The 21,230-nt window shown below is 66.9% G+C and carries 22 protein-coding genes; 15 read left to right on the forward strand and 7 right to left on the reverse strand.

Going from position 1 to position 21,230, the window contains the following annotated elements; all coding sequences use genetic code 11:
- Positions 1–223: 223 nt before the first annotated feature.
- Positions 224–1,666, reverse strand: a complete 1,443-nt coding sequence (locus ACFOYW_RS16265; RefSeq protein ID WP_390231281.1) for a mannitol dehydrogenase family protein — start codon at positions 1,664–1,666, stop codon at positions 224–226.
- Between the two features lie 148 nt (positions 1,667–1,814).
- Here ACFOYW_RS16265 and ACFOYW_RS16270 point away from each other — a divergent pair, with 148 nt between their 5' ends.
- The 7 genes from ACFOYW_RS16270 to ACFOYW_RS16300 all read left to right on the forward strand — a co-directional run bounded on the left by ACFOYW_RS16270 (position 1,815) and on the right by ACFOYW_RS16300 (position 9,778).
- Positions 1,815–3,449, forward strand: coding sequence for a fucose isomerase (locus ACFOYW_RS16270; RefSeq protein WP_390231284.1), 1,635 nt, complete (start codon positions 1,815–1,817; stop codon positions 3,447–3,449).
- 28 nt (positions 3,450–3,477) lie between these two features.
- Positions 3,478–3,891 (forward strand): RbsD/FucU domain-containing protein, encoded by a 414-nt coding sequence (locus ACFOYW_RS16275; protein ID WP_390231287.1) that lies wholly within the window; start codon positions 3,478–3,480, stop codon positions 3,889–3,891.
- A 182-nt stretch (positions 3,892–4,073) separates the two neighbouring features.
- Positions 4,074–5,390, forward strand: a complete 1,317-nt coding sequence (locus ACFOYW_RS16280; protein WP_390231290.1) for an ABC transporter substrate-binding protein — start codon at positions 4,074–4,076, stop codon at positions 5,388–5,390.
- 7 nt (positions 5,391–5,397) lie between these two features.
- Positions 5,398–6,333 (forward strand): carbohydrate ABC transporter permease, encoded by a 936-nt coding sequence (locus tag ACFOYW_RS16285; protein WP_390231293.1) that lies wholly within the window; start codon positions 5,398–5,400, stop codon positions 6,331–6,333.
- Positions 6,333–7,202, forward strand: a complete 870-nt coding sequence (locus tag ACFOYW_RS16290) for a carbohydrate ABC transporter permease (RefSeq protein WP_390231296.1) — start codon at positions 6,333–6,335, stop codon at positions 7,200–7,202. The genes ACFOYW_RS16285 and ACFOYW_RS16290 overlap by 1 nt, the downstream gene beginning before the upstream one ends.
- 2 nt (positions 7,203–7,204) lie before the next feature.
- A complete protein-coding gene (locus ACFOYW_RS16295; RefSeq protein WP_390231299.1) occupies positions 7,205–8,662 on the forward strand; it encodes a serine hydrolase domain-containing protein in 1,458 nt (485 codons plus the stop codon).
- A 69-nt stretch (positions 8,663–8,731) separates the two neighbouring features.
- Positions 8,732–9,778 carry a LacI family DNA-binding transcriptional regulator gene (locus ACFOYW_RS16300; protein WP_390231302.1) on the forward strand — a complete coding sequence of 349 codons (1,047 nt, stop codon included), beginning with the start codon at positions 8,732–8,734 and terminating at the stop codon, positions 9,776–9,778.
- A 71-nt stretch (positions 9,779–9,849) separates the two neighbouring features.
- On the opposite strand, the gene ACFOYW_RS16305 is transcribed toward ACFOYW_RS16300, so the two are convergent.
- Entirely contained in the window at positions 9,850–10,437 is a 588-nt protein-coding gene (locus ACFOYW_RS16305) for a GNAT family N-acetyltransferase (RefSeq protein ID WP_390231305.1), read from the reverse strand.
- Between the two features lie 56 nt (positions 10,438–10,493).
- The gene (locus ACFOYW_RS16310) at positions 10,494–11,093 is read right to left on the reverse strand and encodes a TetR/AcrR family transcriptional regulator (RefSeq protein WP_390231308.1); all 600 of its coding nucleotides are present in this window, start codon (positions 11,091–11,093) and stop codon (positions 10,494–10,496) included.
- A gap of 114 nt (positions 11,094–11,207) precedes the next feature.
- Here ACFOYW_RS16310 and ACFOYW_RS16315 point away from each other — a divergent pair, with 114 nt between their 5' ends.
- Complete coding sequence (locus ACFOYW_RS16315; RefSeq protein ID WP_390231311.1) at positions 11,208–12,377, forward strand: epoxide hydrolase family protein; 1,170 nt, start codon at positions 11,208–11,210, stop codon at positions 12,375–12,377.
- 78 nt (positions 12,378–12,455) lie between these two features.
- Here ACFOYW_RS16315 and ACFOYW_RS16320 read toward each other — a convergent pair whose 3' ends face one another.
- Positions 12,456–12,806, reverse strand: a complete 351-nt coding sequence (locus ACFOYW_RS16320) for an ArsR/SmtB family transcription factor (RefSeq protein ID WP_390231314.1) — start codon at positions 12,804–12,806, stop codon at positions 12,456–12,458.
- Positions 12,807–12,881: 75 nt separating this feature from the next.
- Between ACFOYW_RS16320 and ACFOYW_RS16325 the strand changes: the two genes are divergently transcribed.
- Positions 12,882–14,201 carry an NAD(P)-binding domain-containing protein gene (locus tag ACFOYW_RS16325; protein WP_390231317.1) on the forward strand — a complete coding sequence of 440 codons (1,320 nt, stop codon included), beginning with the start codon at positions 12,882–12,884 and terminating at the stop codon, positions 14,199–14,201.
- Between the two features lie 87 nt (positions 14,202–14,288).
- Here the strand turns inward: ACFOYW_RS16325 and ACFOYW_RS16330 are convergent, their stop codons facing one another.
- Entirely contained in the window at positions 14,289–14,960 is a 672-nt protein-coding gene (locus tag ACFOYW_RS16330; protein WP_390231320.1) for an arsenate reductase/protein-tyrosine-phosphatase family protein, read from the reverse strand.
- A 45-nt stretch (positions 14,961–15,005) separates the two neighbouring features.
- Between ACFOYW_RS16330 and ACFOYW_RS16335 the strand changes: the two genes are divergently transcribed.
- Together ACFOYW_RS16335 and ACFOYW_RS16340 are read left to right on the forward strand one after the other, a co-directional pair.
- Positions 15,006–15,749, forward strand: coding sequence for an MIP/aquaporin family protein (locus ACFOYW_RS16335; protein ID WP_390231323.1), 744 nt, complete (start codon positions 15,006–15,008; stop codon positions 15,747–15,749).
- A complete protein-coding gene (locus ACFOYW_RS16340; RefSeq protein ID WP_390231326.1) occupies positions 15,746–17,149 on the forward strand; it encodes an FAD-dependent oxidoreductase in 1,404 nt (467 codons plus the stop codon). Before ACFOYW_RS16335 ends, ACFOYW_RS16340 begins: the two co-directional genes overlap by 4 nt.
- A gap of 52 nt (positions 17,150–17,201) precedes the next feature.
- On the opposite strand, the gene ACFOYW_RS16345 is transcribed toward ACFOYW_RS16340, so the two are convergent.
- Positions 17,202–17,501 carry a hypothetical protein gene (locus tag ACFOYW_RS16345; protein ID WP_390231329.1) on the reverse strand — a complete coding sequence of 100 codons (300 nt, stop codon included), beginning with the start codon at positions 17,499–17,501 and terminating at the stop codon, positions 17,202–17,204.
- A 147-nt stretch (positions 17,502–17,648) separates the two neighbouring features.
- On the opposite strand from ACFOYW_RS16345, the gene ACFOYW_RS16350 reads away from it, so the two are divergent.
- A complete protein-coding gene (locus ACFOYW_RS16350; RefSeq protein WP_390231332.1) occupies positions 17,649–18,077 on the forward strand; it encodes an Rrf2 family transcriptional regulator in 429 nt (142 codons plus the stop codon).
- 60 nt (positions 18,078–18,137) lie between these two features.
- A complete protein-coding gene (locus ACFOYW_RS16355; RefSeq protein WP_390231335.1) occupies positions 18,138–18,986 on the forward strand; it encodes an MBL fold metallo-hydrolase in 849 nt (282 codons plus the stop codon).
- On the opposite strand, the gene ACFOYW_RS16360 is transcribed toward ACFOYW_RS16355, so the two are convergent.
- Positions 18,983–19,546, reverse strand: a complete 564-nt coding sequence (locus ACFOYW_RS16360; protein ID WP_390231338.1) for a TetR/AcrR family transcriptional regulator — start codon at positions 19,544–19,546, stop codon at positions 18,983–18,985. The genes ACFOYW_RS16355 and ACFOYW_RS16360 overlap by 4 nt on opposite strands.
- A gap of 92 nt (positions 19,547–19,638) precedes the next feature.
- Here ACFOYW_RS16360 and ACFOYW_RS16365 point away from each other — a divergent pair, with 92 nt between their 5' ends.
- Both ACFOYW_RS16365 and ACFOYW_RS16370 read left to right on the forward strand, forming a co-directional pair.
- Positions 19,639–20,625, forward strand: coding sequence for an NADP-dependent oxidoreductase (locus ACFOYW_RS16365; protein ID WP_390231340.1), 987 nt, complete (start codon positions 19,639–19,641; stop codon positions 20,623–20,625).
- A 76-nt stretch (positions 20,626–20,701) separates the two neighbouring features.
- On the forward strand, positions 20,702–21,205 hold the full coding sequence (locus tag ACFOYW_RS16370; protein WP_390231343.1) for a hypothetical protein: 504 nt from the start codon (positions 20,702–20,704) through the stop codon (positions 21,203–21,205).
- Positions 21,206–21,230: the final 25 nt, after the last annotated feature.

Here is a 21,230-nt window from a genome sequence, read left to right on the forward strand (position 1 = left end):
CAGATTCCCGGGCCGATGGCTCGATCTTGCGCAGCCGCCGTCGTCTGCGACACCTGTGTTTCCGCACGTGTCCGCGCCTTACGCAATGCGTCGCCGCGTGTCGTCATGAACGCCCATGGGTCTTGGCGCCGGGCGCGCGGCGGCGTACCTTATGGGCCCGGCGCGACGATGCCTTGTCCATCACTGGCGCCGCACCGCCATCCGGCAGTGCGGCGCGGACGTGTCAGTCTGCGAGCGCCTTGAGCGCCGCGCGTGCCCCCGTCGCTTGCAGCAGCGCGAGAGTGCGCAGGTACGGTTCGGTGAACGCCGACTCGGCTGCTAACGAACCGAACAGGCTCTCGTCGCGCACGAACGCGAGCGGATCCGCGGCCTGTTCAAGCGCAGCAGCGTGCCGCTCGGCGGCGTATCGATCGACGATCGAGATCGGATTCCCCGTCTCGTCGACACCTTCCGCGTAGCGCGCCCAGCTCGCCACGATCGCCGCCGCGGCGTCCACCTCACCGCCTGCGGCAAGCTGGTCGCGGACGACGGGCAGAAGCCATTTGGGGATCCGGTCCGACGAGTCGGTCGCCAACCGCGCGAGGGTGTCGCGCACGTACTCGTTACCGAATCGCTGAAGGAGCTCGTCGGTGTACTCGTCGAGGTCGACGCCGGGCACAGGCCGCAGCGTCGGGCGCGCCTCCTGCGACCAATACCGTCGCAGAAGTCCGACGAAGAGTGGATCGCGCGCCGCCTCGTGCGCGTACGTGTACCCCGCGAGCACGCCGAAGTAGGCGATGGCCTGATGTCCCGCGTTAAGCAGGCGCAGCTTCATCAGTTCGTACGGCTCGACATCGCCGACGACCTGCACGCCCGCCTCCTCGTATGGCGGCCGGCCGAGCGGGAACGCATCTTCCAGCACCCATTGGAAGAACGGCTCGGCGACCACGGGCCATGCATCCGTCACGCTGAATTCTGCCGCGATCGACTGCCGGTCCTCGTCGGTCGTCACCGGGGTGATGCGGTCCACCATCGAGTTCGGGAACGACACATTCCGTTCGATCCAGTCGCCGAGTTCCGGGTCGCGAAGGGAGGCGAAGCGGGTGAACGCACGCGCCGCGACACCGCCGTTGCCCTGAATGTTGTCGCAAGACATGATCGTGAAGGGCGCAACCCCCCGCTGCCGCCTGCGGCGAAGGGCCTCGGTCACGAGCCCGAACACCGTGCGTGGGCGGACGCCGTCCGCGAGGTCGGCAACGACATCGGGGTTCCCATCGTCGAACTCCCCCGTCACCTGGTTCGTGTTGTAGCCGCCCTCGGTGATGGTGAGGGAGACGATTCGCACGGCTGGGTCGGCCATCCTTTCGATGACGCGATCCGGGTCGTCGGGTGCAAACAGGTACTCCTTGATAGAGCCGATGGTGCGCGCTTCACGCGTGCCGTCCTCATGCTTGAGAACCAGAGTGTAGAGACAGTCCTGAGCCGCGAGCGCGTCACGCATCGCCCGGTCATGAGGCAGAACGCCGACTCCGCAGATCGCCCAGTCGAGCGCCTTGCCCTCGTTCATGAGCGTGTCGACCACCATCGCCTGATGCGCCCGATGGAATCCGCCGACACCGAAATGGACGATCCCCACGGTCGTCGACGAACGATCGTACTGGGGCTGCTTGACGCCGGACGCAGACATCTCTCTTCTTCCTCGAAGCGGTGATTCGAACCTCTTTTTGACGCTACCGCGTCGGCGACGCTTGCGCCAGCAATCGATTTCTGTACTATTGCCGCCATGAGCTGACGTCGACGCGGACGGCAGCATCAGAGAAGAAGGATCGCCAGAGTTGACGTACGCATTCCCCTCCCCCCGCACCCATCCCGCCGCCCCGGCGAAGACGCTCTACACGGTCGCGAGCGGCGACCTGCGCCTGTCCGCCAATGTCAAGTGCTGGCCGACGCAGCAGAAACTCGAGGCCGACTTCGGGCGAGCCGTGTCCCAATTGGGGTGGGCGGTGGAGCGGGCTCACGGCGTCGACCCGACCCTCGGGCACGGCTTCATCGACAGCCAGCGACGCGGCATCGACGTGTTCGCGACGATTCCTCCCGACGCACCGATCGTCGTCGTCGACGCCGTATGGCAATACAGCCACCACGTGCTTCCGGGCCTGCGCACCCACACCGGCCCGATCCTGCTCGTCGCGAACTGGGCCGGCGACTTTCCCGGCCTGGTCGGCATGCTGAACCTCGCGGGAAGCCTGACCAAGGCGAACGTCGGGTATTCCAGCCTGTGGAGCAAAGACTTCACGGACGCGTGGGCGCTTGAGCGCCTCGGAGAATGGCTGCACACCGGCGACATCTCCCACGACGTCAGCCATGTCCACGATCTGGGCGCCCTCGACGAAGGCACCGAAGAGGTCCGGCTCGGCCGCGCACTCGCGCGGCAGCTCCAGCAGGAGAAAGCCATCGTCGGCGTGTTCGACGAGGGCTGCATGGGCATGTACAACGCGATCATCGACGACGAGCTGCTGAACCCGCTCGGCGTCTTCAAGGAACGCTTGTCGCAGAGCGCCCTCGTCGTCGAAATGAATCGGGTGACTGACGAGGAAGCCGATGCAGCCAAGGCGTGGCTCGACGAGGCGGGCCTTGACTTTCGATTCGGCGAAGATCCGAACCTGGAGCTGACACCCGACCAGGTCGCCTCGCAATTGAAGATGTATATCGCCGCACTACGCATCAGCGACGACTTCGGGCTCGACGCCGTGGGCATCCAGTACCAGCAAGGCCTCAAGGACACCGTGCCGGCAAGCGACCTCGCCGAAGGCCTACTCAACAACGTCGAGCGGCCGCCGGTGCGCAGCAGAGACGGCTCACGAGTGCTCTACGAGGGCGATGCGCTGCCCCATTTCAATGAGGTCGACGAAGGCGTCGCGGTCGATGCTCTCGCCACCAATCGCATCTGGAAGGCGATGGGCTTGGACCCCGCGACCACCCTCCACGATGTGCGGTGGGGCGAGGAATACGACGGCGAATTCGTCTGGGTGTTCGAGATCTCCGGCTCCGTTCCCGCGAGCCACAACGGCGGCTATCACCGCAGCTACAGCCTGCGCCAGCCGCCGATGTTCTTCCCGCTCGGTGGCGGCACGCTCGCCGGCTGCTCGAAGCCGGGTGAGATCGTCTGGTCGCGGTTGTTCATCATGGACGGCCGGCTGCACCTCGACCTCGGGCGAGGACATGTCGTCGAGCTGCCGCCTGAAGAGACCCAGCGTCGGCTGGACGCCACCGATCCCCAATGGCCGATCATGCACGCGGTGCTCGATGGCGTGAGCCGGGACCAGCTCATGGCGCGCCATCGCGCGAACCACATTCAGGTCGTCTATGCGCCGGATGCGGCTACGGCCGACAACGCACTGCGGGCCAAAGCAGCCCTTTTCGACGAGCTCGGCGTGCAGGTCCACCTGTGCGGCGCCATCACCATCTGACCCTGTCACCTAGCGAAAGAACGAACACATGCTTCTCGGGATCGACCCCCTGCTGAGCGGAGAACTGCTCCTGGCATTGGACCACATGGGGCACGGCGACGCCCTCGTCATCGCCGACGCCAATTTTCCAGCCCAGCGACTCGGGCCCCGCCGCGTCATCTCGTTGCGCGGAATCGACGCGCCCTCGGCCGCCCACTCGATTTTCACCGTCTTCCCCATTGACCCGGCGGAACCCATCGGCATCATGCACGCGCCTAGCGGGCGGCTCGCTGTACAGCAGCAGCTGCTCGATGAGTGCCCTGCTGAACTCGCAGCGGGGGCCGAACTCGTCGACCGGCACGCTTTCTACGAGCTCGCGGCGAACGCCGCCCTCATCGTCCAGACCGGCGACCGACGTCCCTACGCCAACCTGCTCGTCCACAAGGCTGGCATCAACCGCTGACCCGTCTCGCGGGGCGGGAGGGCGACCTCCGGCACCGCGTCCTTGACAGCACGCGCATCGACTCCTACCTTGTGAGAAATCGATTGCTGGCTGTTGCACGTACACCACTAACCGCGTTCTAGCAATCCATTTCAGTCCTCTGCGGAGGCTGAGACCAATGCCATGTTTCAAAGGAGAACAGCATGCGCAAGCACAAGGCACTCATCGCCTTGACAATCGGAGCGGCGGTGGCCCTCGTAGTCTCTGGCTGCAGTTCAGGGGGATCCACCGCGACCAAGCAGGACCCGAAGGCACCGCTCACCATCTGGGTCGACGCTGCCCGCCAGCCCCAGGCGGAGGCCTACGCCAAGGCCCACCCGAGCGAAAAGATCACCGTCGACGTCATCGACGCCACCCAGGGGGTCAACACCCAGAAGATCTCGCTCGCCGAGAAGGCAGGCAGCGGGGTCCCGGACGTCGTGTTCATCGGCGCGCCGGATGAGGCCGCCAACCTCGCCGCGAACCCGATCAACTACGCCCTTCCGCTCAACAAGGTCGTGCCGAAGAACATCCTTGACGGGTTCCCGACCGGCGTGCTCAGCCGCTGCACCTTCAGCGGCCAGATCTACTGCCTCGGCAACGACCTCGGCCAGACGGTGCTGTGGTACAACAAGCCGCTCTTCCAGCAGTGGGGTTACCAGGTGCCCACGACGTTCGCGCAGTTCGAGCAACTCGGCGTCAAGCTGGCGAAGGAGCACCCCGGCTACAACCTCGGCACGATCAACGGCCGCTATGGAGTTGACGCCTTCTTCGGCTCGAGCGGCTGCCCGGTCCTCGACACGACCGGCGTTTCGTCCGTGAAGATCAACACCGCCGATCCGAAGTGCACGCGCGTCGGAGACGTCATCGGTCCGCTGCTGGCCAACGGCACGCTGTCCACGCTCGATCTGTTCGACAAGACGTACGACGACCAGATCGCCCAGGGCAAGGTCGTGGCCATGGTCGGCGCGTCGTGGACGGGCGACTTCGCCTTCAAGCCCATGACCACGAACTCGGGTACGTCGTTCAATGCGGCCGGCAAGTACACGGCCGCCCCGATGCCGACCTGGGCCGGCGAAACCACCAACTGGTCCGGAGCAGTCGGAGGCGGCATCTGGCTTGTCTCGCGCACTAGCAAGAACCAGAAGGCGGCAGTCGACTTCGCGATCGCGATGACGACCGACCCGAGCATCGCGAAGACTCAGACCACGTATCCGGCATATGCCCCGAGCGCCAAGATCTGGCTCGCGGAGGAGAAGAGCAACACGTGGTACGCCTCCGATCCGACAGCGGTGCTCCAGGCGGCGGCTTCCAAGATCAACCCTGCCGAGGGCTACACCCGCTACGAGACGCAGCTGCTCGACTCGTTCAACGCGACCGTGATCAAGAACGGCGCGACGAATATGTCCGGAGCGCTCACCTCGTGGGGCCAGCAGGCGGCGGCAGCAGCCAAGTCCGCCGGCTACACGGTCACGAAGTAGTCGAACGATGACCACCACCATCGAACGCACCAGCGCCATCTCCGGTGCGACTGAGAAGGGGGTGCGGCGCCGTCGGCGCCGCACCCCGGCGTGGGGTTTTCTCGCGCCCTACCTGGTGCTGCTGATCCTCTTCGGTGTCGCGCCGGCCCTCTACGGTCTGTTCCAGGCCTTCCAGGTCACCCAGGCGATCGGTCCGACCACGTTCTCGCTGACGAAGAACTTCATCGCCGTTCTCGAGGACTACCGCCTGCCTACCGCCTCGCTTCATGTGCTGCTCTACCTGCTGCTGTGGCTCCCGCTCCTCATCGTCATCGTCTTCCTGCTCGCGCTGGTCATCGATGCGAAGCACACCAAGTTCGGCGCAGTGACCCGCTTCATCTCGTATATCCCCGGAGCAATCACCGGGTCGGCGGCAGCACTTCTGTGGCTGTTCATGTTCTCACCGCAGGTCAGCCCCATCGGGGGCCTCCTGAAGATGTTCGCGAACAAGAGCGGATCATTCCTCTCCGACCAGACGCTGCCGATCGTGCTCGCGGTCATGGGCATCGCGGCCGGCGCCGGCGGCTGGGTCGTCGTGCTCTACGGCGCGTTGACCGCGATCCCCCGGGATGTGATCGAGTCAGCGACACTCGATGGCGCCAACGCCTGGGACCTCGCATGGCGGATCAAGCTGCCGCTCATCAAGGGCTACGTGGCGTTCATCCTGATCGTCTCGACGGCGCAAGGCTTCCAAGTCTTCGTTGAGCCCACAGTGATCGGCACCGGAGCACCCGGGCAGATCAGTCAGACCTGGTCGATCAACCAGCTCGCATACAGCTATGCGGCTCAGCAGTCGAACTACGGGGAGGCCGCCGCCCTCTCAATCCTGCTTCTCCTTGTGTGCGTCGGCCTGGCGGTCGGGGTCATCAAGGGCACGAAGCTCTACTCGATCGGGGACGATTGATGTTCAATCAGCTCGCCGGGCGTGCCGGCCGAAATCTGCTCTTCGCTCTCACCATCATCTTCTTCGGGCTGCCGATCGTCTGGCTGCTTCTCGCTCCCACGAAGTCCGTCAATCAGCTCTCCTACGACAATCCCCTGTCATTCGGGAGCTTCCACGAGGTGGGGGTCGCAGCCTCGAACCTCTTCGGCTATGACCACGGCATCTTCTGGCAGTGGATGCTGAATTCGGTCTGGTACACCGCGCTCGCCGTGGCGGTCGCGCTGGTGACTGCCGTCCCGGCCGGGTACGCGCTGGCCAAGTTCCGATTCAGGGGAAGCACAGTGATCCTCTTCACGACCCTGATGATGATGGTCGTGCCCGCCGCAGCGCTGATCCTGCCGCTGTACCTTGAAATGTCTGCGGTACACCTCGTCAACACGCCCTGGTCCGTCATCCTGCCCATGGCGTTCTTCCCGTTCGGCGTCTACATGATCTATCTCTTTGCCCGGAACGCAGTACCGGACTCGATCTTCGAGGCGGCGCGGCTCGATGGCTGCTCCGAGATCGGCATCCTGATGCGGATCTTCATTCCCCTTGCGCGGCCCGCGATCGTCATGATCGGATTCTTCGCCGCCGTCGGCTCGTGGAACGCGTTCTTCCTTCCATTCATCATGCTCACCTCCGACCACCTGGCGACGCTGCAGACGGGCCTGCAACTATTGGTCAGCGCAACGGGGGCGCTGGGCGGTGGAAACCTCACTGCGATCCAGCTGCAGGCAGGCGGGGTCGCGCTGGCCGCACTGATCTCGGTGCTGCCGATCCTGCTGGTCTTCCTGTTCGCGCAGAAGTATCTGGCCGCCGGGCAAGCCGCCGGCGCCGAGAAGGGATGAACGTGCCATACGAACCCCTCGAGCGGGCAACGCCGGAGTCCCAGGGAGTCGCCTCCGGCGCAATCCTCGCCTTCGTCAATGCCGCGAATCAACGCGGTCACAACCTGCACAGCCTCATGGCGCTTCGACACGGCAAGGTCGTGGCCGAAGGCTGGTGGACCCCTTACGCGCCGGACCGTCCGCACATGATGTTCTCCGTATCCAAGAGCCTCACCGCCACTGCCGTCGGCATCGCGGCCGACGAGGGACGCTTGTCCGTCGACGACCCGATCTTGTCATTCTTCCCGAGCTATGCGAGCGCCGCCGTGCGTCGCAACATGGAGGGAGTGCGGGTCCGCGACCTGCTGGCGATGGCGACGGGGCACGACGTCGACACGATGGAGATCATGCGCGCCCAGCCGGAGGAGGACTGGGTCAAGGTGTTCTTCGACGTTCCGCTCGAATACCCGCCGGGGACGCACTTCTTGTACAACTCGGGGGCGAGCTTCGTCCTCTCCGCCCTGATCACGTCGCGCACCGGGCAGAGTCCCCGCGACTTCCTCACGCCGCGGCTGTTTGATCCGCTCGGCATCGAGACGCCGCCCTGGGAAGCGAATTCCCGCGGAATCCAGTACGGGGCCTCGGGCCTGCGCCTGACCACGGAGGACGTCGCCAAGGTCGCCCAGCTCTATCTGCAGGGCGGCACATGGCAAGGTCGTCAACTGCTGTCCCGGTCGTGGATCGAGTCGGCGACGGCGGCTCAGGTCTCGAACGGGTCCGACCCCGACAGCGACTGGAGCCAGGGGTACGGCTTCCAGATCTGGAGGTCTCGCCACGGCGGCTATCGCTTCGACGGACGCTACGGCCAGTTCGGGTTCGTCCTGCCGCGGCAGGACATGGTCGTTGCTCTCACAGCAGGAACCGAGGACAACCGGGCGATCACGCAGACGCTCTGGGAGAACCTGCTCCCCGGGGTCAGCACGGACCCCCTCCCCGAAGACGTCTCTGCGCGCATCGAGCTCGATGACGCCCTCGAGCAGCAAGAGCTCGCCGTACCCGAGTTCGGGGACCCCGTGAACGGGGCGACCGCCACCCTCCTCGGCCGCACGATCGATGTCAGCTACAACACGCTCCACGTGCGAAGCGTGCGCGTGGACCCAGACGAAAGTGGCGACGGCCTCATCCTGACAACGGAGTCCGACCACGGCCACGAAGCCGTGCCTGCACACCGCCGCACGTGGGCGCCCGGCACTACCGCGATATGGCCGTATGAGGAGATGACGACCGTCACGACTGCGAGCCGCGGCGGAGCGGTCGATGACCGTGCCATCGAAATCCACCAGCAGTGCGTCGACACCCCCTTCCGACGAGTGTGGCGGATCGAGGTCGGCGAGAACGGCGGAGTCGACGTCCACGTCGGCTTGGACAACGGGTTCTGGGTGGACCGTCACGAGGTGTTGCGTGGGCACCTGCGAGGGTGACGACGCCAGACTCGTCGATGCCGAGATCCCGGCCGTTGAGCTCCTGCCTTCTGCGAATAGCATCTGAGAATGACGCCTTCACCCGCTGACGGCCGCCGCGCCGTCACCATCTATCAGGTGGCCGCCCTCGCAGGCGTCTCAGCGAGCACGGTCTCCCGGGTCTTCAACGGTGTCAAGGTCTCCCCTGAGCTGGTGCCGCTCGTCAAAGCCGCCGCAGACGAGCTCGACTTCCGCCCGAACCGAGCCGCGCGGGCGTTGCGAACGCAGACATCCGACGTCATCGGGCTCATCGTGGCCGACATAGAGAACCCGTTCTTCACCGCGCTCGCGCGCGGCGTCGAGGACGAAGCGCAGGCCTCCGGCTTCTCGGTCATGCTCGGCAACAGCGACGAGGAGGCCACCAAGGAGCGCGCGTATCTCGACGTCGCTCTTTCGCAGCACCTGGCCGGCGTCATCATCTCACCCGCGAGATCGCAGTCCGACGTTCGATTGCTCCTCGAGCAGCGCCAGCCCGTGGTCGCGGTCGACCGTTCCCTCGATGACTCTGACGTCGATTCCGTCGTCGTCGACAACGAGGGCGGGGCTCGCGCGGCTGCCGAGCTGTTACTCGCTGACGGCTACCAGCGCATCGGGTGCATCATCGGCCCTGACACAACTCAGACCGCCCACGACCGCGGAGCCGGCTGGCTCGCGGCGCTGTCCGCGGCCGGGATGAAGCTCGACCCGGCGGACTATCTCGTGCATGGCAGCGCGAAGCTCGACGGCGGCAAGGCTGCCTTCGAGCAGCTGATGGCCCTGGAAGAGCCACCCGACGCCATCTTCGTCGGCCACAACCTGATGGCGATCGGCGTGCTCGAGGCACTCGCAGAGATGGGCCGCACGCCGGCCGACTTCGGTATCTCCGTATTCGGCGACCTGCCCTTCGTCGGACTCGTGCCGCACGGCATCCATCTCATCACCCTGCCCGCACGTGAGCTCGGAACCGCTGCCGCTCGCGTTCTGCTTGACCGCATCAACGGCGACACTCAGCCCCCGCGTCGCATCGTCATCGGGGCGCCGTGGCACCCGACCGTCATCGGCGATGCGATCGGTGCGGTCACCCCGGGTAGCGCCTGAGCAGTCTCTGCCGCCTCTCGAGGCAGCAGGCGGCACGCTCTGCTGCCCATTCGGGTGCGACTGGCAGCTGGCTACGCGGCGAAGTAGTCGCGGGCGAGGACGCTCATGATGAGCTCATCGTGGAAGCGGCCGTCGTGGAAGACCGCGTCACGGCGGCGCCCCTCGACGACGAATCCGGCCTTCTCGTAAGCGCGGATCGCGCGAGTGTTGAAGGCCCAGGCTCGCAGCTCGATGCGGTTCAGCCCGAGCTCGCGGAATCCGTAGGACAGCGCGAGCAGCGTTGCTTTCGGGCCGATGCCGTGCCCGACGTGGTCAGGGCCGATGAGGATCGCGAACGACGCACAGCGCTCCGGCAGTGACGCCCCGTGGAGAGTGAGGTGGCCGAGCAATTCGCCGCCTTCGTTGCTGACGATGCAGAAGCCCGTGTCCCCCAGAGGCTTGTTCGCGCTCCAGTTCCGCAACATCTCCTCAATCGGCGCCTCTGGCCTCGGCTTGACGATCCGCTGTTGGAGGCCCGCCCACTCAGGGCTGTTCCACCACGCGACCAGGGTGCTGAGGTCCGACTCGCGCAGGGCGCGCAGCGTGATCTCGCCATCGGTGAGCAGGCGGCCTCCGTACTGGAATGCTTCATCGCTGGACGACCACTGCGCTTCGCTCACAGACTCACCTTAGAGAGCCGAGCGGGCCGAAAGCGCCGGATGCTCCGCCTCACGCCTCACGCCTCACCGGCTACCAGCGCTCGTGCGTGCGGTTCGGGAACCCCGAGGACGAGCAGGCTCGCGATGGTTGCCGCACGAGCATCGAGGGTCGGGTCGGACCGATTGCTGTCCGCGATGGAGAACACCGCGGCGTAGGCGATCTGGCTGAGGATGTCCGCACGAAGGTGCCCCCCGAATTCCCCGCTGTCCTGACCTCGTTGCACGAGCTCGGCCAGGGTCGTGTCGACCGGTCCCAGCAGAGCGTGGATCTCGTCGCCGTACTCGCCACGCCGAAGCGCCACGAGTACTCGATACCGATGCATGAGCGGCCAGAGGCGAGCGATGAAATCGACCCAGACCCGCTCGGCAGCTCGGCCGGGGGCGTTCACCTCGTCGAGTATGGCCACGATCTCGCTCACCGCCCGTTGCGTCAGGGTGTGCACGAGCTCGGTGCGGGTGGGGAAATGGCCGTAGACGGTGCGGCGGACCACGCCGGCCGCGACAGCGATCTCGCCCATGCTGGCGTCCGAGTTCTCGCCCAAGACCTCGAGAGAGACATCAAGGATGCGATTGCGCGTGTCATTCATGGCGCGCGCCCGGGCGGATTCGGTTTCCATCCCCACATGATTGCACATCGGTGTGCAGCGGCGTAGATTGCAGATCGACACCCACTGCACATCAGTGTGCAACGGATCTCGTCATCGTGAATCCAGACTCAGGAGAACAACGTCATGACCTCATCGACGCCCGCATCGTCAACGTCCATCCGCCCATTCACCGTTGCAATCCCGGACTCCGAGGTCGCGGATCTGAAGCAACGACTGGCCAGAACCCGCTGGCCCGACCCGGAGACCGTTCCGGATTGGTCGCAAGGCGTCCGCGTCGAGAACGCCCGATCGCTGGTCGACTATTGGGGTCGGGAGTACGACTGGCGCCGATTCGAGCGAGAACTCAACCGTCTCCCCCAGTTCCTGACCGAGATCGACGGACTCGACATCCACTTCATCCACGTCAGGTCGAAGCATCCCGGCGCCATGCCCTTGATCCTGACGCACGGCTGGCCCGGCTCGATCGTCGAGTTCATGAAGCTCATCGGGCCGCTCACCGATCCCGTGGCGTTCGGAGGAGCTGCCGAGGACTCGTTCGATGTCGTCGTTCCGTCGCTGCCCGGATTCGGCTTCTCGCAGAAGCCGACCGACGCGGGCTGGACCGCCTCACGCATCGCGCGTGCATGGGCCGAACTCATGAACCGCCTCGGCTACGAGAAGTGGGCCGCTCAAGGCGGTGACTGGGGCGCCGTCGTCACCTCTGAGCTCGGAGCCATTCGGCCCGAGGGCCTTCTCGGGATCCACCTCAACACCCAATACGCCTTCCCCGCAGAGATCCCCGACGCGCTGTCGCCCCAGGAGCGCTACGCCGTCGACACCCTCGGCCTCTACACCGGCTATCTCGGCGGATCGAACCACCTCCAGGGGACGAAGCCGGAGACCATCGGATTCGCGCTGGCCGACTCCCCGGCCGGACAGGCCGCCTGGATCTACGAGAAGTTCCAGTCCAAGACGGACAACCGCGGACTCGCCGAGGACGCGCTCAGCATCGATGACATGCTCGACGCGATCTCGCTCTACTGGTTCACGAACAGCGCCGCGTCATCCGCCCGCATCTACTGGGAGAACAGGTCGGCGACCATGGCCGGGCCGAAGCTCGCACTGCCGGTCGCGGTGACGGTCTTCCCGCGCGACATCCCGCGTCTGCCCCGGAGTTGGATCGAAGACACCTATACCGACCTGATTCACTACGGCGAGGCCGAGAAGGGCGGACACTTCGCCGCCCTCGAACAGCCCGAGATCCTGATCAGCGAGATCCGCACCGGGTTGAGGAGTCTTCGCTCCCGCGCGTGAGCGTGCGGCACGGCGCTCACGGTCCTCGCGAAGCGGCTCGGCACGAGCGCGCCAACGATCAGACGGATGCCGGAAAAGCTACGCGATGCGCAGAGCCGCAGCCGCGTTCGTCAGTGCTTCCTCGACGACGGCGTAGTAGGCCCACTTGCCGCGCTGCTCTCTGGTGACCAGGCCGGCATCGGCGAGCAGCTTCATGTGGTGCGAGACCGTGGGCTGGGAGAGGCCGACCGGGTCGGTGAGATCGCAGATGCACGCCTCGCCCCCGTCGCTCGCGGCGATCAGCGACAGCAGTCGCACCCGGGTGGGATCGCCGAGCGCTTTGAAGGTGCGCGCGATCCGCTCAGCCTCGTGGGGCTCGAGCACGCCGCCGGTCACCGGGGAGCAGCAGGCAGCCGAGTCCGTCGTGAGGAGCGGCAGCGTCGTGGCCATGAGATGAGTCTGTCACATCGCATTGACATCTGTCGATGCATGCGAGATGGTGGTCGCATTCAAGAACGTCGATTCATGGAGGATGCCGTGAGCGAGCAGTTGCCCGTCGTTGTGATCGGAGCCGGCCCCCAGGGCCTCGCCGCCGCAGCCCACCTGCTGGATCGCGGGATCGAGCCGCTCGTCCTTGAGCAGGGAGGGACGGTCGGGGCCGCGATCTCCGAGTGGAGCCACGTGCGTCTGTTCTCCGAGTGGCCGGAACTGATCGACCAGGCGGCACGTCGGCTGCTGGATTCGACCGGGTGGTCGGCTCCGCGCGCGGGCTATCCGACCGGTGGCGAGTGGGTGAAGCAGTACCTGGCACTGCTCGGAGCCGCGCTCGGTGAGCGTGTGCGAACCGGAGTCACCGTCACGGGTGTCGCGCGCCTCGGCCGCGACAAGGTCGTCGACGCGGGCCGCAGCGGTCAGCCGTTTGAGATCCAGGGGGTCAACGCGGCTGGCACCGAGCTGCGGTTCCGCGCTCGTGCGGTGCTCGATGCGTCAGGCACGTGGGCCAAGCCGAACCCGGCGGGCGCCTCCGGGCTTCCCGCCCTCGGCGAGCGCGCGGCGGCCGAGAGCGGCCTTGTCTCGTATCGGGTGCCACCGTCGGTCTCTCATCTGTCGGGAAAGCATGTCGTAGTGATCGGGAGCGGCCACTCGGCTGCGCACGCGGTCATCCGCCTGGCCGGCCTCGTGCAGCGGGCCGAGGGGACGCGTGTCGAGTGGGCGATCCGCCGGGGCACACCCTCTGGACTCGCGAGCGCAGACGATCAACTTCCGGCGCGCGGGGCGCTCGGGGGCCGCGCTGAGGAAGCCGTCGCCGACGGCCGCGTCGCGCAGATCACGGGTTTCCGCACGTCGGAAATGCGCCGGACGGGGCAGCACCTGTCCCTGATCAGCGACGACGGTCAGCAGCTCGACGGCGTCGACCACGTCATCGTGCTCACCGGCTTCCGGCCCGATCTGTCGATCTTGCGCGAGGTGCGCACGGCGATCGATCCGAGTCTCGAGGCGGTCGCCGGTCTCGCGGCCGAGATCGACCCGAACATCCACTCGTGCGGCACCGTGCGCGCGACCGGAGCGATTGAACTCGCGCAACCCGAGCCGAACCTCTATGTCATCGGCGCGAAGTCGTACGGGCGCGCGCCGACGTTCCTCGCGCTGACCGGGTACGAGCAGGTGCGCAGCGTCGTCGCCGAGCTCGCCGGAGATCACGAGGCGGCGGCGCGAAACGAACTCGTGCTGCCTGATTCGGGTGTGTGCGCTGGTTCCGGGGATCTCGATGGCGGCTCGTGCTGCGCGCCGGCGTCGAATCAGTCGATCGAGCTCGGCACGCGCACGCTCATCCCGCTCGGCTGATATCCCGGCTGCCGGCAGGTCACCGTCGCTTGAGCCCGTCTCGGGTCGGGGACGGATGCGGCGTCGAGTCCCGAGGGGTCATCCGGCTCAGGCCGCGGCGATCCGCGGCGCCAGATCTTCGACCCGATCGGCGAGCAGCTCGAACGCTTCCTCGAACGCCGCCCGAGTTCCTGCGGTGACGGGGTCCGGCACCGACCAGTGCAGGCCACCGTCGCCGAGTTCCTCGTGAGCGCGGTCGCACACGGTGATGACGAGATCACCCGGGTGCGCGACCGACACGAGGGCGCGCGGCGCAGCATCCGTCAGCTCGAGATGATGCCGGCGCGCCGTCCGCAGCGCCTCGCGAGCAATGCGATCGGCCGGATGCGTGCCGGCCGAAGTCGAGGGAACACCGCTCACCTGGTGCCAGAGCGCATCAGCCAGCTGAGAGCGGGCGGAATTCGCGGTGCACACGAACACGACGCGTGGCGCCGAGATCATCGTGCCCGGCATCAGGCCGTCGAGCCCGTCACGCGTGAGACGCAGGTAGCTGCGGCGCCGGTCCGCCTCGGAGCGGTGTCGTCTCAGCAGACCCGCGTTCTCGAGCGTGCGCAGGTGGTGGGCCATCAGGTTCGACGAGACCTCGAGCTCGAGCTGAAGCTCGCCGGGCGAGCGGTCGGCGAGCACGAGGCGGTCGATGATCTGCAGGCGCACCGGGTCGCCGAGCGCCGCGTGCACTGCGGCCCGCCGATCGACCGATCGCCTTTCCTCGACTTTCATTGACTCAAGTTTGACTGAGTGAATCAACACCGTCAAGCTGGTCGCGTGAAGCTCTCCCTATGGCGGCGCCTGGTCGCCGAGCTCGTCGGCACCGGCCTGCTCGTGGCTGTCGTCGTCGGCTCCGGCATCGCTGCGCAGCAGCTCTCGCCAGGCGACACGGGGGTGCAACTGCTGGAGAACTCGATCGCGACGGCACTCGGCTTGACCGTGCTGATCCTGATCTTCGGGCCAGTCTCCGGCGCCCACTTCAACCCCGTCGTGTCGCTGACCGACTGGGCCCTCGGGCGGCGGAGTCGCAGCGGCCTGCATCTCGGCGAGGCATCCGCATACTCGCTCGCTCAGATCGTGGGAGCGATCGGCGGCAGCATCCTCGCCAACGTCATGTTCGACGTGCCGACCGCGATCTCGACCAAGGCCCGCGCGACGGCCGGCCACCTGCTCGGCGAGGTCGTCGCGACCGCCGTTCTCGTCATCCTGATCTTCGCGCTGGCCCGCACCGGCCGCGGCGCGCTCGCCGCCCCGGCCGTCGGGGCGTACATCGGCGCCGCGTACTGGTTCACCTCGTCCACCGCGTTCGCCAACCCCGCGGTCACTATCGGGCGCATCTTCAGCGACACCTTCGCCGGCATCGCACCCGCATCCGTGATCCCGTTCGTCGTCGCCCAGTTCGTCGGCGCCGCCCTTGGCGCCGTGCTGCTGGTCATCCAGTTTCCCTCCGTCGGCGAATCCGCCGACGACGTCGTCGTCCCTCACGTCGAGGAATCCGCTCTCGAAAGGTCTACCCCGTGACCCACCTCATCGCCGTCGGCGGCTCCGACGCCGGCGTCTCTGCTGCGCTGCGTGCCCGCGAACTCGACCCGTCCGTCGACGTCACCGTCGTCGTCGCCGACCGGTACCCGAACTTCTCGATCTGCGGCATCCCCTACTACTTCTCCGGCGAGGTGCGGCCGTGGCAGTCGCTCGCGCACCGCACCGCCGCCGACCTCGAAGCGACCGGCATGGCCCTCCGGCTGGATACCTGGGCGACCGACATCGACGTGGCCGGGCAGAAGCTCATCGTCCGCCGCCCGGATGGCGCGAGCGAAGCCCTCCCCTATGACGCACTCGTCGTCGGCACCGGCGCGTTGCCCTCACACGCGGGCATCGCCGGGCTCGCCGCACTCGGACCAGACGACGGCCTGCACGTCATCCACTCCATGGGCGACACGTTCGCCCTCGACCGCCACCTCGAGGAACGCGACCCGAAGACGGCGATCATCATCGGCGCCGGCTACGTCGGGCTGGAGATGGCCGAGGCACTCACGGCGCGCGGCATCCGCGTCACGCAGCTGCAGCGCGGGCCCGAGGTGCTCTCCACCCTCGACCCTGAGCTCGGGGCGCTGGTCCACGGCGAGCTCGACGCTCACGGAGTCGATGTGGTCGTGAACTCGACCGTCACCAACGTCGAGAAGACGGATGCCCGGCTCACGGTCCATGGCACGCACGGCGGCACCCCGTTCTCGCGAACCGCAGATCTTGTCCTCGCCGTCGTCGGCGTGCGTCCGAACACCGAGCTGCTCGAACGCGCAGGCGCGACCCTCGGTGCGGGCCACGCGGTGGTCGTCGACGAGGGTATGCGCACCGGACTCCCCCACATCTACTCGGCCGGCGACGGCACCATCACCCACCACCGCCTACTCGGCCTCACGTACCTGCCGCTCGGCACCACCGCGCACAAGCAGGGGCGCGTCGCGGGCGAGAATGCGCTGGGCGGCGATGCGAAGTTCGCCGGATCGGTCGGCACGCAGGTCGTGAAGGTCTTCGACCTCGTGGCCGCGCGCACCGGGTTGCGCGATCATGAGGCCGCTGCATCCGGATTCGCGCCGCTCACCACCGCGGCGGCCGCTGACGACCACAAGCGCTATTACCCCGGCGCTCATCCCATCGACTTCCGCATCACCGGCGATACCCGAACCGGGCGTCTGCTCGGCGCGCAGCTCGTCGGGAAGCTCGGCACCGAGGTCGCCAAGCGTGTCGACACGTACGCCACCGCGCTCTACGCCGGGCTCACCGTCGAGCAGATCTCCGAGCTGGACCTCTCATACACGCCCCCGCTGGGCTCGCCGTGGGACGCCGTCCAGGCCGCGACCCAGGCTTGGTCGCTCGCGGTGCGGGATGCGGAGGTCGGTGTACGAGCGCACCGCGGCTGATCTCGGCGCGGAAGCGCGCCAGCCGTCCAGCGATGCGCAAACCCGTCACCGCTCAGGCCGGGGTCGGATCATCCGTATCCGCTGATGAGCCCTCATCCGTATCCGACTCGGCCCCGGTGGCATCTGTCGCGACAACGGGGACGGCCCCGGCGCCCATCTGAGATCCCGGCGCCGGCACGGCGAAGAATCCGGTGCTGCCCTCATCTGCCGTCTGCTTGTCCGCCTGCTCAGGCGCATCGGCGTCCCCCGCGAGCCCCTCTGCCATGCCGTTGGTCTGGTCGAAGGCGTGAACATCAGTGGGAGCCGGCTTTCCCGGCTCGCCGTCGGTCTTGTCGTAGTCGTCGTCGTTCATGTCGCCAGGGTCCGGCCGCCTACGGCGCTCCGCCACCCGTTGACAAGGAAAGCAAGTCGGCCTTCGGTCCCAGCAACTGCGCCTGCCGCGGGCCACCTGACGAGGCGACTGCTTGCGCATGTGTAACCGCTATGGTTACGTACTCTCATGAGCGCGAACAGCCGCCTGACGATTGCCACACACGCCCTGACGTGGATGGCCTATCATGAACGACTCGGCGGCCAATGGACCACGTCCGAGCAACTCGCCGGGAGTGTGAGAACGAATCCCGTCGTGATCCGCAGACTGATGGCCGAACTGGTGAAGCACAAGCTTCTGGAATCAGGCCGTGGCCCAGGAGCAGGCTGGCGGCTCGCGCGACCGCCGGAGCAGATCACGCTGGCGCAGCTGGCCGAGGCCCTGGGTTCGGAACCGGCCTTCGCAATGCATCGCAACGAGCCAAGCCCGATCTGCCCGGTCGCGCAGGGCATCCGGCCCGCGCTGGTGCCGATCTACTCACGCGTCGAGGACGCGATCCGCCGCGAACTCGAGGCGACCTCGGTCGCCGACGTGCTCCGCGACACCCTGCCCGCCTGAGCGTGCCGCGCACCACGCTTGTCCGGCTCCCGAATCATCCCCCACCCAGAAAGCGAATCCATGCCCGAACCCGCCGCCCTCTCGTACTCCGTGCAGACCGCTAGCCGCCAAGGCGTCACACGCGACCTTCCCCACGGCCCGGAAGACCTGCAATGGGTCGCCAACACGGTCACCCTGGTCTACGGCGCTCACGACGCGGTGCTCGTGGACACCTTTACCTCGATCCAGCAAAATGCCGACCTCGTCGAATGGGTGCGCTCGTTCGATCGCACCCTCACGCACGTCTACATCACACACGGGCACGGCGACCATCTCTTCGGCATAGGCCAATTGCTGTCAGCCTTCCCCGGCGCCAGGGCGGTCGGCACCGCCGCGACCGTCGCCGACGCCCCGATCAATGACACGCCAGCATTCCGCCAAGGGTTCTGGGAGAAGCTATTTCCTGGGCAGATCCCGGTCACCGTCTACCCGGAACCGCTTGAAGAAGGGTTCGTCGAGCTCGAAGGCCACCGGCTCGAAGTCATCGACGCAGGGCACACCGACACCGCTCACACCACCAGCTTGTGGATTCCTGACCTCCGGCTCCTCGTCGCCGGCGACGTCGTCTACAACGACACCCACCCGTTCACAACCGAGTCCACCACCGAGTCGCGGGAGCACTGGGCACAGGCGGCAGAGCACCTCGCCGCCCTCGACCCGGCCGTCGTGGTCGCCGGGCACAAGAAGCCCGAGCTGCCGGACTCCCCAGACGCTATCGCCGCCACCGCCGACTACCTCCGCGACTTCAATCGCGTCGAGGCCGAGACCGGGACCGCCATCGACCTGTATGACCGGATGCTCGACCTCCACCCGCGGCGTGCGAACCCTGGGTCGCTCTGGGGCGGGGCGAAGACGGCGAAAGACGCCTAACGGACACGAAGGCCGTCGATGAGCAGGTCGAGCAGCCGACCTGCTTGCTCGCGGCGTTTTCCCGCGACGGTGAAGGTGCCGAGGAGGCTTGCGGTGATGTCCTCGGCGGAGACGTCGGAGCGCAGCTCCCCCGTGGCGGCGCCGGCGTCGAGGATCCGACTGATCGCGGCGAGCAGCTCGTCGCGGGTTTGGGCGTGGGCGATCTCACCGGTCTCGATCATGCTGCGCAGCGTGTCGATCATGCCGTGCTTGGTCAGCAGCCATTCCCCGAACTGATCGGCCCACGATCGCAGGGCCCGGCTCGGCGGGACCTCGCTCAGTAACTCCTCGGCCCCCGGGGTCAGGCGTTCCACCTGATCGCGGTAGACGGCGTCGACCAGAGCTTCCCTGGTCGGGAAGTGCCGATAGAGCGTTGCGATCCCGACGCCCGCCTCGCGGGCGATCGCCCGCATCGAGGGTTCCGTCTCGGACGCCGCGAAGGTGCGCGTCGCCGCGGCGAGCAGGGCATCGCGGTTGCGGGCGGCGTCGGCGCGCAACTCGGCGGACTCAGCACTCGACAAAACGGATCACGCTCCAGTCGTGTTACCGTTCTTGCAAACGGATCGCGATCCACTTTATCGCGTCGGTTCGGTCGAGTTGCGAGGAGAAGTTCATGACGACTGATGATCCGGCGGCCGCGAGCCCGCGCCCGAGCATGCGCACCCTGCGGTTCCACGAGTACGGGGAGCCCGACGAGGTGTTGCGCCTAGAGGACGCGCCAGTTCCCGATCCCGCTCCGGGGCGCATCCGAGTACGCGTTATCGCCACCGGACTCGCGCCGGCCGACTGGGCACTGTGTCGCGGCCTGTTCGCCGGCGAGTTGCCGCGCGGCATCGGATGCGATGTCGCCGGAACCGTCGAGGCGATCGGCGAGGGTGCGAACGGCGTCGAACTCGGCCAGCTCGTATTCGGCACCGCGGACTGGGCGAACAGCCGCTCGGCCGGCGCCTCGGAGCAGGCGGTGATGAACCGCTGGTTCCCGATCCCCGAGGGCCTCGACCCCGTCACAGCCGCGGCGCTGCCGATGACGGTCGACACCGCAAACGGGCACCTGCACTGGCTCGGCGCGGAGGCGGGGATGACGATCCTGATCCACGGCGCTGGGAGCACCATCGGCTTCGCCGCCGTGCAGATCGCGCTGCGGCACGGCCTGAAGGTCGTCGCCACCGCCGGGGAAACGTATGCCGAGCAGCTCCGCGGCTTCGGCGCCCAGGTCACGCCCTACGGTGAGGGCCTCGCCGACCGTGCGCTGAAGCTCAACGGCGGCGTATTCGACCTGGCCCTCGACGCCGCCCCGGTCGGCGGGGCGCTCCCCGAGCTGATCCGCACGGTCGGCGGGAACGCGCGGCTGGTCATGACCGTCTCTGACTTCGCTGCCGCCGACGAGCTCGGCGTGCGCACCGCCTTCCATGAAGACCTCACCGACCGCGTCGAGGCATTGCCCGAGTTCGCCCAGTGCGCCGCTGATGGCACGTTCGTCGTGCCGATCGCCGCGACCTTCGCGCTCGACGAGTGGCACACCGCGCTCGACATCAGCCAGTCAGGCCATGCCCGCGGCAAGCTGCTCCTGCTCCCCGGAGTGGTCAAGGCCAACGACTGAGCCCCCTCGCCGCACCGCCGATGTCGACGGGACGCCACTATCCTGCGATCTCCGCGGTGGTGACGGACAGCTGGTCGTGACGGTTCACGGCGCGACGACATCGCCTCGGCGGATCGCCCGCTGGCTGAAAAAGAGAAGCCCAGGCGAGAAAATACATTCTCACCTCGACTTTCATGTCGGGGCAATCGGAAACTACTGCAAAAAGACACGCAAGACGGCAGAGCTCGTCGCGCTCCTGAGAAAACTCCAAATCAACGGCAACGAATCGTCATCCAGGACGCCGCTCCCCCGACGACACGACTTCGATCCGCATCTTGTGAAGCAGCTCGTCGACGAGTACAAAGGCGGCCGGTCGACGTACGAACTTGCTCGCAAGCATCAACTGCGCCGCAACACCGTGCGCGACGTACTGCGACGAGAAGGCGTGGACATCACCCCTGGAACGACGAGCCGTTTGACCGCCGAGCAGAAAGAGGACGTTCGGTCCCAACGCGCTCGCGGCGAGTCGCCAACCGCCTTGGCACTCGCCTTCGGCGTGAGCCTGTCGACGATCAAGCGTGCGCTCGCTTCGTCGAACTGATCGCAGGTGCAGTTGCCGTGGTGCA

Source organism: Gryllotalpicola reticulitermitis, assembly GCF_042651345.1.
Taxonomy (GTDB): domain Bacteria; phylum Actinomycetota; class Actinomycetes; order Actinomycetales; family Microbacteriaceae; genus Gryllotalpicola; species Gryllotalpicola reticulitermitis.